At 31.9% G+C, this 16,633-nt stretch carries 14 protein-coding genes; 4 read left to right on the top strand and 10 right to left on the bottom strand.

Annotation, left to right across the window (positions count from 1 at the left end):
* Positions 1–226 precede the first annotated feature (226 nt).
* The gene (locus J2743_RS11840) at positions 227–1,447 is read left to right on the top strand and encodes a DUF1616 domain-containing protein (RefSeq protein WP_209627466.1); all 1,221 of its coding nucleotides are present in this window, start codon (positions 227–229) and stop codon (positions 1,445–1,447) included.
* A 27-nt stretch (positions 1,448–1,474) separates the two neighbouring features.
* Here J2743_RS11840 and J2743_RS11835 read toward each other — a convergent pair whose 3' ends face one another.
* Positions 1,475–2,881: an undecaprenyl-phosphate glucose phosphotransferase gene (locus J2743_RS11835; RefSeq protein ID WP_209627464.1), complete on the bottom strand. Its 1,407-nt coding sequence runs from the start codon at positions 2,879–2,881 to the stop codon at positions 1,475–1,477.
* 348 nt (positions 2,882–3,229) lie between these two features.
* Here J2743_RS11835 and J2743_RS11830 point away from each other — a divergent pair, with 348 nt between their 5' ends.
* A complete protein-coding gene (locus tag J2743_RS11830; protein WP_209627462.1) occupies positions 3,230–3,913 on the top strand; it encodes a DUF4012 domain-containing protein in 684 nt (227 codons plus the stop codon).
* Between the two features lie 111 nt (positions 3,914–4,024).
* On the opposite strand, the gene J2743_RS11825 is transcribed toward J2743_RS11830, so the two are convergent.
* A complete protein-coding gene (locus J2743_RS11825) occupies positions 4,025–4,906 on the bottom strand; it encodes a glycosyltransferase family 2 protein (protein ID WP_209627460.1) in 882 nt (293 codons plus the stop codon).
* Between the two features lie 492 nt (positions 4,907–5,398).
* Between J2743_RS11825 and J2743_RS11820 the strand changes: the two genes are divergently transcribed.
* Positions 5,399–6,076, top strand: a complete 678-nt coding sequence (locus tag J2743_RS11820) for a CARDB domain-containing protein (protein ID WP_209627458.1) — start codon at positions 5,399–5,401, stop codon at positions 6,074–6,076.
* A 101-nt stretch (positions 6,077–6,177) separates the two neighbouring features.
* Here J2743_RS11820 and J2743_RS11815 read toward each other — a convergent pair whose 3' ends face one another.
* The 8 genes from J2743_RS11815 to J2743_RS11780 all read right to left on the bottom strand — a co-directional run bounded on the left by J2743_RS11815 (position 6,178) and on the right by J2743_RS11780 (position 15,408).
* Complete coding sequence (locus J2743_RS11815; RefSeq protein WP_209627456.1) at positions 6,178–6,924, bottom strand: ABC transporter ATP-binding protein; 747 nt, start codon at positions 6,922–6,924, stop codon at positions 6,178–6,180.
* Between the two features lie 22 nt (positions 6,925–6,946).
* Entirely contained in the window at positions 6,947–7,747 is an 801-nt protein-coding gene (locus tag J2743_RS11810) for an ABC transporter permease (RefSeq protein ID WP_209627454.1), read from the bottom strand.
* Between the two features lie 2 nt (positions 7,748–7,749).
* The gene (locus J2743_RS11805) at positions 7,750–9,087 is read right to left on the bottom strand and encodes a UDP-glucose dehydrogenase family protein (RefSeq protein WP_209627452.1); all 1,338 of its coding nucleotides are present in this window, start codon (positions 9,085–9,087) and stop codon (positions 7,750–7,752) included.
* Positions 9,088–9,719: 632 nt separating this feature from the next.
* Positions 9,720–10,190: a class I SAM-dependent methyltransferase gene (locus tag J2743_RS11800; RefSeq protein ID WP_209627450.1), complete on the bottom strand. Its 471-nt coding sequence runs from the start codon at positions 10,188–10,190 to the stop codon at positions 9,720–9,722.
* 116 nt (positions 10,191–10,306) lie between these two features.
* Positions 10,307–10,747: a hypothetical protein gene (locus J2743_RS11795; protein WP_209627448.1), complete on the bottom strand. Its 441-nt coding sequence runs from the start codon at positions 10,745–10,747 to the stop codon at positions 10,307–10,309.
* 318 nt (positions 10,748–11,065) lie between these two features.
* Positions 11,066–13,099 (bottom strand): glycosyltransferase, encoded by a 2,034-nt coding sequence (locus tag J2743_RS11790; protein WP_209627446.1) that lies wholly within the window; start codon positions 13,097–13,099, stop codon positions 11,066–11,068.
* 337 nt (positions 13,100–13,436) lie between these two features.
* Positions 13,437–13,892, bottom strand: coding sequence for a hypothetical protein (locus J2743_RS11785; RefSeq protein ID WP_209627444.1), 456 nt, complete (start codon positions 13,890–13,892; stop codon positions 13,437–13,439).
* 832 nt (positions 13,893–14,724) lie between these two features.
* Positions 14,725–15,408 carry a class I SAM-dependent methyltransferase gene (locus J2743_RS11780; RefSeq protein WP_209627442.1) on the bottom strand — a complete coding sequence of 228 codons (684 nt, stop codon included), beginning with the start codon at positions 15,406–15,408 and terminating at the stop codon, positions 14,725–14,727.
* A 429-nt stretch (positions 15,409–15,837) separates the two neighbouring features.
* Here J2743_RS11780 and J2743_RS11775 point away from each other — a divergent pair.
* Positions 15,838–16,633: hypothetical protein (locus J2743_RS11775; protein ID WP_209627440.1), on the top strand; the 796-nt coding region annotated here is incomplete at its 3' end.

The following is a 16,633-nucleotide window of genomic DNA, read 5'->3' as shown; positions in this document are numbered from 1 at the left end:
TATATGTATTTGCCAAATTAAACAGTTTAAACCATGAATTCAATCCAATAAAAAATTTAAATATCCAAAGATCTAACAGATAATCGAAATTCTCTTTAGGCTTTTTTTATACTAAATTTTATGTAGTTTGAAACAAACGTTATATTACGTTTATTAATATCTTACCTATAAAACTAAAATAAAAGATTTAATTATCCCCAAACTCTATGAATAGTGGAGGATCATAATGAAAGGAACATCATCAAAGGATCTATTGTTAATTTTTGTATTATCATCAATCATTGCAATATTTACATCAACCCAACCATTCAATATCTTCATTCTCGATATTTTTCTATTCATATTGATAATTGTACTTTCAGGATATTCATTGATGTCTTTAATTTATCCTGAAGAAGATTCTACTGGTCTTTTAAGAAAACCATTTTTAATTACAATGTTTAGTATGTTCCTAGTTATTTTAATCAGTCTGATGCTGAAAATTTCACCATTGGGCTTGCATTTTAGAGATTTAACATGGTTTATATCGATAATTACTGCATTAGTCGCGGTTACGGCTTATATGATGAGGATAAAGCATTTTAGGCCGAAAATAGAAGAATCTGCCGAAGAATTAATTCCTTTAAAATCACATAAGTTATGGGATAAAAATCTGATAATTTACATTCTACTGAGTTTGCTGATGATAATTACTGTTTTAGTTCCTCCTTTAAATAAAACACCTGTCTGGATGGTTCCAGGTAGTCTTTTTGTATGTTTAATACCAGGGTACTTGTTACTGGCAGTGATGTTTCCTAAAAATGACGATCTGGAATTAATTGAACGTTTAGCACTGAGTTTCGGTTCAAGTTTGATTTTAACTTCCATAATTGGTTTAATCTTTAATTATACCCGATGGGGCATTCATTTAGAACTCATACTCATTGTTTTAGCTATTTTCAGTCTATTGTTATGTTTCATAACCGTTTTAAAAATGAGAAAATTACCGGTGAACAGAAGAATCCGTGTTCCCAAACTGGATAAAACGCTGGGTATATTCCTTATTATCTGTATTCTCCTGACCATTGGCACTGCTGCTTACACCTTAATAAATTCGGAAGATTTTAACACCAATGGCAGTGCAACAAATGCCACTAGCTTTTATATCAAAGATCTGGATTCAAATGCTGGTGGTTATACTCTCAACCTTGTCTCCGGAGAACAAACTAGTTTAACCATGGTCTTGGTGAACCAAGAAGGATCCACAGTTAACTACAGCATAGTGGTGAGAACAAATAACTCCATCCTAAAACAGGAAAACGTTTCCCTTGAACATAATCAAAAAATGGAAATTCCAGTTGATCTCACAGCAGGAATACCCGGGGAAAGGAACATAGAATTCCTTCTTTACAAGCTTCCTGACCAGAACCCCTATCAAACACGAATTGTGAAGCTTAATGTGAGCTGAAACAATTCCTATTTTTTAATATGTTTGTTAATATGCATTTTTATCCCGGAATAGATTGAATAGAGTTCTGAAAAATATTACAATATCCAGGGACAATCTCCAGTTTTCCACGTAGTAAATGTCATGTTCGATCCTTTTGAAAATAGATGTGTTACCACGATAACCGTTCACCTGGGCCCAACCCGTCATTCCTGGACGAACATGGTGTTTGATCATGTATTTTGGAACTTCTTCTCTGAATTTATCTACTAAAGGAGGACGTTCCGGTCTGGGACCGATTAAACTCATTTCCCCTTTTAATATGTTGAAAAACTGTGGCAACTCATCAATACTGGTTTTTCTGATAAATGAACCAAACCTTGTTTTACGATGGTCATCTTTCGTGGTCCACTGAAATTTCTCCCCTTCTGTGTCATGAACCTTCATACTGCGAAATTTGTACATGTAAAAGCTTTCCTTGTTAAGTCCCAACCTTTCCTGTTTGAAGATTATTGGGCCAGGGGAAGTTATCTTTACCAGTATGGCAGTTATAACAAGGAGGGGAGACAGGATTATGATAGCTGGAACCACCAGGATTATGTCGAAAAATCTCTTTATAAATCTGTTAAATAGGTTATCCAGGGGCACCTGGCGGATCTGGATGAAGGGAATGCCTTCTATCACGTCAATATGTGGTGTGGCTGGCATGTACCTGTAATAATCTGGCACGATCTCTGCCCGCACTCCACATTTCTCACAGGTTTCCACTATTGATTCCAGAAGTTCATAATGCCGGGGGGATACGGTTATAATCACCCGGTCAATTAATTTAGTGGAAATAACATTCTTCAGGTCTTTAACTGACCCTATAACCTCTGAACCATTAACTTTCTCGTTTTTCTCTAAATTATCATCCAAAAATCCAACAATACGATATCCCATGTATTCGTTCTGGCTGATGGTGTGGGAAACTTTTCTGCCCAGTTCTCCCGCCCCTATAATCAGGATATATTTGATGTTGTGTCCTCTGCTGCGTATGAACTTTAACGATTGTCTGACTCCAAATCTCTCAAGTATTGAAAAGCTGGTGCTGAACAGGGCAAACATCGCCAGCAAGTATCTTGAATAGTCTGTTAATTCAAATGCAAATAACAGGGTTGTGATAAAAAGCAATCCAATAATATTAGCATTAATGATCCTAAATGCTTCGGATAAAATGTTCTTTTGGGTTCTTTGGGGAGTGTACAAGCCGAAAGCATAGTAAAGAAAAATATATGAGGGTATGATGAAAATGAGGGGCATCATGTAATGGTTAAATCCCCAAATTCCCTTGCTGAAACCTAATAAATCTGTTTCAAACCGGATGTACCATGCTAAAACCAGGGAGAAACTGATGATTAATATGTCAATGATAATTAAGAGTAGGTTGAATAATCTTTGGTTCTCTCTAATCAACTGATCCACCGATATAATGTATTTATTAACTCTAATCAATTTAAGGAATTTTGGATTTAGTTATTATTAATTAAAGTTTTATTAATTAAAGTTGTCATTTACTATAATCTGCCTATTAAAAGAATCATGCTCTATAATCGATAAAATAGGTTTTTCATTAATAAATATATAAACTTATGTGTTAACATATTGGGATTAAATTCAAAATTTTCATCCTGGTTCGTTTGGCAGGAAATTTCTAGCCTAAATAGTATAGTCCATAGTATCTTACAATATGAGACTAGTTTCCACAATGAATCTTTTATGTAAAAGATCATTGATATTAAAAACATGAATGAGTTTATTTAGATGGTTAAGAAAAAAACATTCATAACAATAGTAGTACTGTTGATCTTGGTATCGGGGTTTATTTTCACTACCTACGAACACCTGCAAGCTAAAGAAGTTAACACAAACACCGGGGAAATGAACATATTAATCCTATGTGTGGATCCATCAGAATCAAAGGCAGGTGTGGGTGGAGTTGATGCCATTGTTATTTTAAAAATTAAAAACTGGCATGTAAACAGTTTTGAACCTATATTCCCTGGACATATATATCACCCCACAGCCACGCCTCCACAGGACCTGCAAGAACACCTTATGCAATATAAAATCGATCCTAGTCATTATTATTTGCATGATTGTTTTTGGGAGGGTGATACTCAGGCAGGGGCTAAATTGGCAAGTGAGGCACTGGAATATAGTACAGGAATAAAGACAAATTTTGTGATAACCATCAATCCTGATGCTGTAGACGCCATTATCCAAGCAGTTGGCCCGGTTTACGTTACAGGACAGGGATACATAAACGGCAATTCCATAGAACTTATACGTGATGAAATGGATAACCAGGATATATCTCGCCGTAAATCTGTTAATTCCCTATTTCATGGTATCTTAAAGGGATCACATGACAAATCTAAGTATCCGGCCCTTATTTACGCAATTATAACACAATACATAAAAGGGAATATAATTGTTGTGCTTTAGAACATCCTAGCATCAACTAAGCTATCAGGAAAATGTTTTAAATTAGTTAAAGCAATTTTAAGTTCATAAAGAATATTAAATTAATGAAGGAATATTAAATTAATTAACCGATTATCTTTCTAAAAAATTTTTAAGGTATTTTAATCCATACATAACACCAATTCCACTGTAGGTTATACCAGTTATGATCCAGGGGTAGGTGTCCTTGTAATGTTTATTGTAAAAAAGGTACATTGCCCGATAAAATTCATGGGTGAGTTTCGATTTTTCTGGGCGCTTTTTACTCCCACCCTTATAATGTACAACTTCTGCACCAGCATAATACACGATCTTCCAACCATCAGCCTTTATACGATAGCACCAGTCAACATCCTCACCGTACATGAAAAATTCCTCATCAAGAAGGCCCACCGAGTGTATGGCTTTAGATCTAACCAGCATGAATGCACCAGTTAAACAATCAACTTCATAAGTTTGGTTCTTGTCAAGGTAGGTGAGGTTGTACTTACCAAAGCGTTTACTTTTAGGGAAAAAGTGTGACAGGCCCAGCATGCGATATGCAGAAACACTGAATGTGGGAAAACTCCTTCTACAGGCTTTATCCAGGTTACCATCAGCCAAAAGAACTTTACATCCCAATGCACCGATACTTTCATCTTCTTCAATGAATTTCAAGCACTTAGCCAGGCAGTCGTTAAAGATCACTGTATCTGAGTTTAAAAGTAATACGTATCTGGCTTTGGTTTGTTTAAGGGCTAAATTGTTTGCATGAGCAAATCCTTTGTTTTCAGGGCTGGCAATGAATTTGATTAACCCGTCTGCATTTTCTTCTTTAAAATCCTGCTGTAACTTTTCCAGACTACCATCCTGTGAGGCATCATCAACCAAGTAGATTTCATAGGTGAATGGATGTTCTTTGTTTATTACAGATTCTATGGTCTGTTTGGTAAGATCATAGGTCTGGTAGTTTACAATAATAATCGATAAATCCATGTGAATCCCTTTTTGCAGGATAACTGAGTTTTGAATTCTTTAATAATTTTTTGATGAACAGAACAAACATACCAAAGCATGGTGATGAAAGATTTTATATGTGACTTTGTTTGGTGATTTTATCTGTGAATTGATGTTATCTGATTAATATTTTAATTGAAACCATTCAAAGAGATATAATGGTTTATTCTGTTCTAACTTTAATAAGTTATGTAGAAATTTCAGTGGATGAATACCAAGAAAGAAATCCATCAGTTATTAGCCAGTGATTTTCATGAGAGATCTCATTTTAACATGTCCCTATGATAGCATGGTTGAACCTGTACTCAATAAATGGAATTTTGATTAATAATGGGATTAATGATGATTTTAAAGTTTTGATGGTTCTGAATGTTATTTTTCCAGTAGGAAATATATTCAATTGACAAAAAATTTATATTAAGTAAAAAAATAACAACAAATCATACTTTTTAGGATTTTGAGGGATGGATCATGAAAGTCCAATGTTCAGAATGTGGGAAAGAATATCAACTACAACCAGATGAAGAACCTTCAGACTTTCAGTGCACATGTGGAGGAGAATTAGAATTAAAAAATGAAAAACAACCAACATTTCCTAATGAAACATCGGATAAAAAGCGTGATGAGTCCAAAAAACCCGAAAAATATGATAAAATTGATAAACCTTCCAAATCTTCTTCTGGATCGTCTTCGGGAAGTATCCTTGATAATTGGAAAAAACAGTCTTTAATTCTGATAATCGCATTTATACTGGTTTTTTTAATAATAGCCTTTAATGGCACTGGTTTGTTTAAAGATTTAGTCATCACCAATGTAACAGTCCCCTCAAGTGGTGTGAGAGGTAATGAAGTAACCATCGATACCACCTTAAAAAATAATGGAATTTTATCTACTGGTGGTTTCAATGTCACCTTCCAGTTAACACCTGAAAAGAGTTCCAAGAACAGTATCTTCCTTGGTAAAATACGGGTTACTAATCTTGGGGGTGGTGAAAACATGCACCCAGATCCCAAATTCACAATACCCACCAACATTACCCCTGGGAATTACTACATAAGAGTAATTATAGACTCTGATAAAGAAATATTCGAATCAGATGAAAATAACAATGAGATTTACAGTTCTAAACAGATCACTGTAACATTGTAACATAGAAAGAAAGATCAACAATTGTAATTATGTATAATGACTATTTTTTCCAATAAACATTATCTGAAGACCAAATCAAACCATAGACGGGATTTTGTGGATTAACTTTTCTCAGTTATCCATTTATCATATAAATCACATACTTCTTCAGCAGATCCTTCATCAATTATTTCACCTTGATGTAACCATATTGCTCTATTACATATGGCTTTGACCTGATGAGTAGAGTGAGATACAAAAAGTACAGTGGCATCCTCATTTAGAAGCGATTGCATCTTTTCCCGACTTTTTTGCTGAAATTTAGCATCTCCAACAGATAAAACTTCATCTACGATTAATATTTCGGGTTCAACCATGGTGGCTATGGAAAATGCTAGACGTGCTTTCATTCCAGAAGAATAATTTTTCAGGGGAACATTTATGAAATCTTCTAATTCAGAAAACTCCACTATTTCATCAAATTTCTCTTCTAAAAAACGCCGGGTATAACCCAGCAACGCTCCTTTAAGAAAAATGTTTTCTCGACCTGTGTAATCCGGATCAAAACCTGCTCCCATTTCCAGTAAGGGCACCATGCTTCCTTTAACCATGACATGTCCTTCAGTGGGTTTCATGACCCCTGCAATAAGTTTTAGAAGGGTACTTTTACCAGCACCATTTAATCCAATAATACCTAATTTATCACCCTTTTTAACTTCAAAAGAAACACCTTTTAGGGCCCAGAAAGGGTGGTAATGGAGTTCTCTTTTTATGAACTTAATAACATATTCTTTAAGGTTGTCTGTTTTTTCCTTACTTAAGTTGAATTTCATCTTTACATTTTCAATCTTAATAACAGTGTTTTCCAATGTTTCACCTTACAATAATAAATTAAATGTGTAATATGAATTTATCTTGGTATCTATAAAACAATGCTAAACCTACAATCATGGCTACGGCAGCCGATACTAACGCAAATAGTAGTTGATGAGGATCATAAATCTCACCATAAAGAAAAACACTTCGACAACATTCTATAATCGCATATATTGGATTATAATCCTGAATAAATCTGAAACTGGAAGGAACAATGCTGGGAGGATAAAATATTGGGGTGACGTACATAAATAGAGTCATCAAGACCCCATATAAATGTTCAAGATCCCGGAAGAAGACGTTTACAGTGGCCACTATCATTCCCACCCCAATAGTGAAGAACAGTAAGGCTAAGATAGGTAAACTGGTGAAGATTATGTAAATTGTAAATGGTGCATTGGTGGCAGCCATTACTAAAAATAACACTACTAATGAGAGCAAAAATGTTACAAAGTTGGATAGTATTACCGAAAGGGAATAGATATATTTTGGCACGTAAACTGTCTTTAAGATACTTGCACTACTCCTTATGGATCGCATTGCAGCCGTGGTTCCTCCTGAAAAGAAGATAAATATCAATCTGCCTGTTAACAAGTACACAGGATAGTTCTCAATTCCCCAACCTTTAAATAAAGTAGAAAATATGATGGTAAGCACGATCATGGTTAAAAGAGGCTCTAAAAAACTCCAAAACACTCCTAAAACAGATTTACGATATTTAGTTTTTATGTCCCTACTTACCAACTGATAAAGTAAAAATTTGTATTTCCTGAAATTAGACAGGAATCTGTGTCCAGTAATCTTCCCTGTTGCCATATTTAAATTCCTTTATAACCATTACCGATCTGATGATATTCAAAGCCAATTTTTCTGAGCATGTCTTTATTATACTGGTTTCTACCGTCGAAGATTATGTTATTACACATTCTTTTACTCATTTCCTGAAAATCGGGACTTCTGAATTCTTTCCACTCAGTTAACAGTAGTAGAGCATTGGTTTTATCCAGAGCGTCGTACTTATTTTCTGCATATTCTACCTGTTTATTACCTTTAAAATAGTATTTTTTGGCAACTTCCATAGCTTGGGGATCATAAGCCCGCACTTTAGCTCCTAATTGGCATAATTTGTTTACTGTAACCACTGAAGGTGCTTCTCGCATATCATCAGTTTCTGGCTTGAATGAAAGCCCCCATATTCCAAAAGTAAACCCTGAAAGGTTCTCCCCAAATTTATCTACTACTTTACGTACTAAAGTAAGTTTCTGTTGATTGTTAAGTACTTCAACTTCTTTTAAAATCTTAGCATCATACCGCCTATTAGCAGCGAGACTGATCAAAGCTTTAACATCTTTAGGGAAGCAACTACCCCCATATCCACAGCCAGCGTACAAAAAATTGTATCCAATCCGTTTATCACTACCTATACCCTTGCGAACATTGTTAATATCCGCGCCTACTTTTTCACAGATATTAGCTATTTCATTCATGAAGGATATTCTGGTGGCAAGCATGGCGTTGGCTGCGTATTTTGTCATTTCCGCACTGCGAACATCCATGGTAATGAATCTCTCATGGTTAGAGGTGAATGGGGAGTATAATTCTTTCAAGGTTTCAATTACATTTTCATTACTGGATCCAATTACTACTCTATCTGGTCGCATGAAATCTTCCACTGCAGAGCCTTCTTTTAAGAATTCTGGGTTTGAAACTACTTCAATGTTGAGTTTGAGATTTCTTTGTTCTAACTCTTCTAGGATGGTTGCTTTAACCTTATCTGCAGTTCCCACGGGAACCGTGGATTTGTTAACCACAATCAAGTCATGGTTTATCAACTGACCTATATCCTTAGCAGCATTTAACACATACTGCATGTTAGCACTGCCATCCTCACCCATGGGGGTGCCCACAGCGATGAAACAAATCTTAGAATTATCAAGACCCTCTTTAAGATTATTGGTGAATATAAGATCGCCTTTAGACTGGTTATTAAGCACTAATTCTTCCAATCCAGGTTCGTATATGGGTACGATACCTTTTTTCAGACCTTCTATCTTACCATCATCAATATCTATACAATAAACCTTATTTCCCATCTCTGAAAAACAGGTCCCTGTGACTAACCCCACATAACCTGTTCCGATAACTGTTATTTTCATTTTATCACCAAAAAAAATTTAATCAGTACTTATTTAGTGATATATATTTCTTTTTAATAATATGATTTAGTTTTATTATTAGTATTTAATATAGTACAAAATATCAATATATTTCTATTATTATGATTAATCATCTTTTTAAATTCACTGCAAAAATTCCATACATTTATTCTGCATTATCCATTAACGTCATTAATAAAAATAATCCAACCTCTAGGCACAAGCAATTTATCAACAAGAAAAAAAGCAACCCCAGTTACCAATCATTGGCTCAGTCAAAATGACATAAATCAGAAAGATTTATTATTTTGTCAATTTATCATTATCTCCAATTACGAGCGTGGTTTTATGATAGGTATAATCATATGCGGATAATCCTAATTTAGTCAAGATGGATTCAATATTTGGCGTTTTTTGTACGATTTGTAGATCTATTCTTGAAAAATGATCAGTTGAGAGTTCAGCCAATAATACTCAAACATAAATGAAATCCAAGTTTCTTAATACAACCGTTGAATTTGTTGTTATGATCTAAAAAGAAATTAAAAGTTGCGAAAATCTTCAAAATTGACAATTTCACTGATTCATTCGATTTATTTGTCATGTTCATTTTTGTGGAATTTAATTATGCTTCATATATGTTTTGTACATAAATATATTTTATCAGACAAACGACCATAATCATATGTTTCATCTGTTACTAAAGTATTAGGATCAATTACTTCAACATCAAACCCAACAAGTTCTAAACGATTTTTAAAGTCCATTCCATATTTTCGTGAGTGATCGTGCTGCCCATAGTATTTTGATCTCAATTCAGGAGTGTGATATTCTTCTTTTTCTAAGGTTTCACTTAAGTTTTCAAATACTGGTACCATAATTACACACATGCCTCCAACTGATGTGGGTTTAACAACACGATACAATTCTTTCATGGCTTTAATATCATTTGGAACATGTTCTAAAACATGACAGTTGTAGATAAGGTCAAAAGTACTTTCTTCATAAGGAATATTTTGCATATCTACTTTTTCTTTTATGTTATATAGTTCAGGGTTAATATCTACTGGATTATAATCAATATTTTCAGACTCGCTGAACATTTTGAAAAAGAAATGGTTCTGGAACGAAATGCAGTAATTTAATTTTTCTATTTAAAATTTCAGGATTCTTGTTTAAAAATAAGAAAAACCCCCTATGTCTTTCTAAAGAACCACAATTAGGACATTGCGCCCCAGGCCATGGTTTTCACCAAAGATAAAAATGCTAAAAATGTTTTTTGGCAAATGGGACAATATTTCTTTTTATTAGAACAGTCTATTATATCGTGTAAAACAGATTTTGTTAAGTTTAATTTTTTCTCAAAGTTTTCAATTTCCTTTTTGTGTAACTGATTATTCTCTTCAACTTCCGTTTTTATATTTTGAAGATAATTATTCGATTGAGAAAGGGATTTTTCTAGGTTTTTTATAATGTCCTGAAATTTCTTATTTATATACTGTGGTGAGTTCATTTCAGCATGATGATTTGGAAATCTTCCTTCCTCTTCTCCATGAAGCAAATAGTGAACAAGTGGATTTACTTTAGACTCTTTTACATCAGGGTATCTTTTTAAGTAATAGTTTCCATCGAACTTTTTAGATGGTTTTTTTCTTTCCATCCATGATAGAGGTAGTGGTTTAATAGTTCAATATTGGAGTTTGTGAGATAGGAATAGTTTGTTAAATAATACTTTTCATCAAAAAGATTTAAAGATTCAATTTGTCCCCTAGCTTTAAAAATTCTATAAATATTCTTTGGATTTAGTTTCTCTTTCTTTAAAATATATAGAAAAGATAATAATTTATCAAATTTCTTTTTTTTTATAAATTAAACTATTTGCAGAATCTTTATCTGCAGAAGCTTTTCTATAAACTTTTTTAAAATCACTTTCTTTAATACTTGCCGGGTCTTTGATTATCGGCTGTAAAGGATCCAGTTATTTCTTTGAGAAAAGTTCTTCTTCTAATTCAGTATTTTCTGTCGTTAGAACAAGATCTTCATGAATTGTCTTTTTTGCTTCTTCTAGCCAAGGCCATTGCTTTATTTCGTTTAGAAGCTCTTTTTTACTCGTTATATACATCATTTTTTTCATATTTTCAAAGTTATCGTCGGTTTTTACTTTCAGACGGTCATGGTATAGATGATATAAAATATCGTCTATTCTGATCTGCTTAAGTTGGAATATGTTTGCTCTAAATATTATTTCATTATCTTCACTGCCCCAACCAGTGATATGCTCATTTTTCATACCTATATCAATGAAAGAACGTTTATTCCAGAAAACAATTCCTCCATCAGCCCAATCTCTTTGTTGCGTGGGTGATTTTACTTTCTCAAAATCATAATCCTCTATAAAACTTTTTTTATCCACTATATCCTTTACTAATCTGTCATGCGGATGTACTAATTCAAATCCTTTATCTAATAAATAAATAGCCTGATATATGTTTTCATTTCTAGTTAACGCATCGACATCAAATATAGCGATGTATGGTGTTTTGGATTTAATAACCCCCTGATTAATGGCACGGGACTTATTAAATAACTTTCCATCTGCATAACTGAAGTAAACCCTGAAATAATCAAATAAATTTCCATATTTCTCAATTAAAAGTGGTTTAGCTGATTCATCGGAATGCTGAGATATAATCAAATTTTTAATTCCTAACTTACTAAGGTAACTCAAATTTATATCTAAATTTTCTTCCCTTTGGAGGTCATCGGTTTTGCGATAAGGTATAATTACAGTAAGTTTACCATAATCCTGCGAAGAAACATTTTTTTCCAAGTAAATTTGCTTAATACTTCTAGATTCCGCTTTAAAATTCTTTATTAACTGTTTATGAGTTTCCATAGTCCATTTTAAGGCATTAATTTCACGATTTTTTTGGTCAACCTCACCTTCGAGATTTTTAATTTGATTTTTTAATTTTTTTATTTTATTTTGTGGCGTGTTTAACTCAGCATGATGCTTCTGAAAAATTCCTTCCTTTTTTTCATGAGGAGCGCGATGAACAATTGGATTTGTATTAACCTTTCTAACATCCTGATATTCTTGTGAATATTCATTAATTGCTAATTTGATGTCAGAAATATTAGGTGGGTCTCTAAATGGAGACATTCGGAAATAACTGAACCACTGTTTTGAATAAACACCATCAACAAATTTCCATGGCTTATCTCGAGAAGAAAAATGAATTATATGGGATTTTTCCTCTACATCCTCTAAATTTTTATAAGATGAGTTGAAAAGAGCATTAATCTGTTCAAATTTATATTTATCCTTTGCCCTATGTAAATTTAAAAGAAGAAAATTGTATTTTATATCGATGTGTTTGACCCCACATTGTAACACGATGTTGAACACATCTTGATCCATTAAGGTGGTTTCTTGTCTTTTTTTGGTTTCAATGAGCGATTCTGGAATTTTATTTTCCCTTAATCTCTTTAAATTTAACAACATGACACCAGAGTTAAAGTAAGAGGGTATTTCTTTTATTATTGGGCGTTTGAAATATAACTTCCCAGTATCATGGGCTGCTGCCACATAAAAATTTTCAATATTTATGTTAAATAATTCCTTTAAATCCTTTCTTACCAATATATCCCCATCTAAATAAAGAATTTTATCTTCTAAAGGAAGTATATTTGGTATTTCAAATTTGAATAGTGCAGATAAAGATGCTACACATATGCTTTTTTCCCCCTCATGAATTCCTTCAAATTTTTCTGAAGAAATATGAATTAGTTGTATGTTGACATCATCCTTTTTTAATGAAAACAGTTTATTTTCTGTTTCTATTGATATTCTATCTGCAATAATAAAAATATAGTAAAAAGTATCTTTATCCTTATTTTTAATTAGGGAAATAATGGCCACACAAGTTGGTATTGCAAAATTTTCATCGGTGATAAAAACAATTGGAACTCTGTTATTTCCGTCAAATTCAAGTTTTTCATTATATTTCAATATAATACCTCTCCATCTGTCAAAATGATCTAATATAAGTTGTTGAATGATGGGACACTAAGACATTTTTCATAACCTATGGTATTGAATAATTTTTAGATAATTTTGCAATGCAAATTTTTTTGATTAATGAATGATTTCATGGTATTTTCTAAAAAACGATTCATTTCTATGTCGTTACTTCTTTTATAAAATTTAAATCATTAATTTTGTTTCATCAAGAATCCTAATTTAATAGAGATTAACACATATAGCAAGCCTATAGCAATTTTTAAGAATTAATTAATGAGAACGGCCATTTCAAACCCATACATCATCATTAAATTATGTTTAACTTTTATGTAATTTTTTTAGTTTCCTTTTTATTTTTCAATTCTTTCTTGTATATTTTCAGATCTTGTTCATATCGATTTAATTTTTCAGAATAATGATTTAAAATTTCTTGCTGTTCTATAATTTTATTGTAAGCATTTATTAACTTTTTATTAGTGTCAATAATCTTCAGTTCACTTATTTCATGACTGGGAAATTTATCTTTCCCCCCATGATTAACGTAATGTAATAATGGATTTGCACCGTTATTCCTTAGATCAGGGTGTATTTGCAGATAATAGTTAGCATTAAATTTTTCACTCGGCTCTTTCCCCTCTTTGTATCCATGATAAAGGTAATGACATAAAAGAGGCATTTTTGCATTTTTTAGAAAAGGATATTTCCATAGATAAAATTCTTCATCAAAAAGATTAAATTTATTTATTGTTCTACACGCTTTAAAAATTTTATACATCTTCATAAGATTAAACTTCTCTTTTATAGCGACGTACAGTGTAAACGAAACCATATGAAACTTCCTATTAATCCTTGTTCATTATTTTGTATCTCTTTTGAATTTCCTATTTTCTTCGTTTTTTTAGGTTTTATATTTGTATTTTTTTATAAAATCCAAGAATATAAATCCTCTAAAATTTCATATTAATATTAATATTAAGAACCTTCATATAAATTTTTGAATATTTAAATCTTATTATTATTATCTTAAATATTGCAGTTAATAACTTCACTTGACTTTTTACTTTTGATTTCGAAGATTATGTAGTTTAGTATCAGAATTATTATATTATTGAAATGTTGGATTCATCCCTTGATTTATAGTAGTTAATTTAGTAGAGATTATAGTAAGTGCTGATTTTTCCATGTTTTCTGTAATTTTTTTTCTTTTTTAACTTGAATATATAAGAATTTTGTTTTGGATTTATGTTTTATTTGTTCTATATAACTATTTTGTCTGAGGTAATTTTAATTATTATCAACAAAAGGAATATGCTCACTTCCTGAAGATACATAATTCATCATATGTTTGTCAGTACCTAACTTCACATAATCATCTACTAATGGATCCAGTCCTATCCTTTCTTTTGCTTTATCAGCCCATTCTAAACTTCCTCTAGGACCACAACCAATATCAAGTATTTTTTTACCATTATAATAATCGTTATCTAAACCAAAAAAATTGTATAAAAATACTCATAATGATCATTACTAAGATTAACTCCATTTAATTTGGTTTTAAGCCAATATTGAAGTTCACTTTCTGCTTTAATTGAATTATGATCATCATTTTCAACTTATTCATCTTTACTAAAAATTTCCTTTAACTCAATAATTTGGCTTGAAATGCCATCCTTTTTTTGTGCATATCCCCAATCTCCTTTTTCTATAAAATTATGATAATTTGGATGAGTTTTCACTAATAATTCATAAATTTTCCGTACTTGAGCTGTATTCCGTTCATCAGAAGGCATTTTTTGAACTGTTTCAGAATTTTTAAAGCATGGACTTTCATTATATGTCCAGTTAATATCATCAAAAATTATCCAACCACCTGGAACAAGTAATTTATCAACAAGAAAAAACGCAAACCCATCAGTAAACCAATTATGTGCTCCATCAATATAACATAAATCAAACATAGGGGTAGGAGTTTGTTCAATTAACTTCATTAATCTCCAAGTATAGCAAGTAGGTTCATAATAAATTGTAACATAGGAGGATAATTTCAATTTTGACAAAAGGGATTCGATGTTTGGTTTTCTATTTCGTGCAGATTCTCGATCTATTGTTGTCAGATGGCCTGTTTGCATTTCATCCAAAATACCCGCAATATAACAAGAAGAAACCCCATGGGCAAACCCTAATTCTAAAATATTATTCAATTTCTGTCTTTTAATAAAACTGGTTAATTCTGCCGCTTGATCAAAACTCATTACAGGAATACCTTTAATTACACCATGTACTTGCTCAAGTTCCATACAAATCAAACCTCATTCCAATTATTAAAAATTTATTTATCTTATTATTTTTGGCTTAAAGTGGTTATTCATATTGATGTGCGTGTTTTTTAATTTTATGCTTAAACCACATTAAGATGTGAAAAACTTTTCAGTATATCTACAAAATTACGACATTTTGTCTACCTTAATTCAAATCATCTTGTATACTAATCTCAAATTGGGAGTTGAATAAATACGGTATTTAATGATCTTAAGATGAAATTATATCTTTTGATCGATTCATGTTGAATTAATGTTCCTCGATTTTCTTATTCCAAAATCAACAAAACATTTCTAAAATAATAGATCTTGTAAGTAAACATTATATTAAAGTAAAGAGTTACTATTTTGTATTAGTTCAATAAATATTAAAAAAGTTAATGAAAAATTACATTTTGAGGTAGTACTATGGTATCTTTAAGGAGTCCTTTGAACTTTATCAAAAAAGCAAATAGAACCTTTAATGTATATCTGGGAAATTATAAGAGAATAGATTCTTTTTTAAATTCATATGAAAAAAATCAAGAAAAAAACGAAACTTTCATAAAAGCCTTCTTGGACATATACGGAGAAAACCAAGAAAAAACAAACAACTTCATAAAAAAATACGAACAAAACCAAGAAAAAACAGAAACCAACCTAAACAACTTAGTGAACATATACGACAAAAACCAAGAAAAAACAAACAACTTCATAAAAAAATACGAACAAAACCAAGAAAAAACAGAAACCAACCTAAACAACTTAGTGAACATATACGACAAAAACCAAGAAAAAACAAACAACTTCATAAAAAAATACGAACAAAACCAAGAAAAAACAGAAACCTTCCTAAACGGACTCTCAGATAAACACGAACAAAACCAAGAAAAAACAGAAACCTTCCTAAACGGACTCTTAAATATATACGAACAAAACCAAGAAAAAACAAACAACTTCATAAAAAAATACGAACAAAACCAAGAAAAAACAGAAACCTTCCTAAACGGACTCTTAAATATATACGAACAAAACCAAGAAAAAACAAACAACTTCATAAAAAAATACGAACAAAACCAAGAAAAAACAGAAACCTTCCTAAACGGACTCTCAGATAAACACGAACAAAACCAAGAAAAAACAGAAACCTTCCTAAACGGACTCTCAGATAAACACGAACAAAACCAAGAAAAAACAGAAACCTTCCTAAACGGACTCTCAGATA

Origin of the sequence: Methanobacterium petrolearium, from assembly GCF_017873625.1 — an archaeon.
In the GTDB taxonomy this organism is placed as follows: domain Archaea; phylum Methanobacteriota; class Methanobacteria; order Methanobacteriales; family Methanobacteriaceae; genus Methanobacterium; species Methanobacterium petrolearium.
The sequence above is the reverse complement of the archived record's forward strand: the minus strand, read 5'-3'. Positions and strand labels throughout refer to the sequence as shown.

Bases quoted from the DNA above. Each gene is read 5' to 3' on its own strand.
- J2743_RS11795 (WP_209627448.1), bottom strand. From the start codon at position 10,747: ATGGAAAGAAAAAAACCATCTAAAAAGTTCGATGGAAACTATTACTTA.
- J2743_RS11810 (WP_209627454.1), bottom strand. From the start codon at position 7,747: ATGGCAACAGGGAAGATTACTGGACACAGATTCCTGTCTAATTTCAGG.
- J2743_RS11805 (WP_209627452.1), bottom strand. From the start codon at position 9,087: ATGAAAATAACAGTTATCGGAACAGGTTATGTGGGGTTAGTCACAGGG.
- J2743_RS11780 (WP_209627442.1), bottom strand. From the start codon at position 15,408: ATGGAACTTGAGCAAGTACATGGTGTAATTAAAGGTATTCCTGTAATG.
- J2743_RS11830 (WP_209627462.1), top strand. From the start codon at position 3,230: ATGGTTAAGAAAAAAACATTCATAACAATAGTAGTACTGTTGATCTTG.
- J2743_RS11820 (WP_209627458.1), top strand. From the start codon at position 5,399: ATGAAAGTCCAATGTTCAGAATGTGGGAAAGAATATCAACTACAACCA.
- J2743_RS11840 (WP_209627466.1), top strand. From the start codon at position 227: ATGAAAGGAACATCATCAAAGGATCTATTGTTAATTTTTGTATTATCA.
- J2743_RS11785 (WP_209627444.1), bottom strand. From the start codon at position 13,892: ATGAAGATGTATAAAATTTTTAAAGCGTGTAGAACAATAAATAAATTT.
- J2743_RS11825 (WP_209627460.1), bottom strand. From the start codon at position 4,906: ATGGATTTATCGATTATTATTGTAAACTACCAGACCTATGATCTTACC.
- J2743_RS11800 (WP_209627450.1), bottom strand. From the start codon at position 10,190: ATGTTCAGCGAGTCTGAAAATATTGATTATAATCCAGTAGATATTAAC.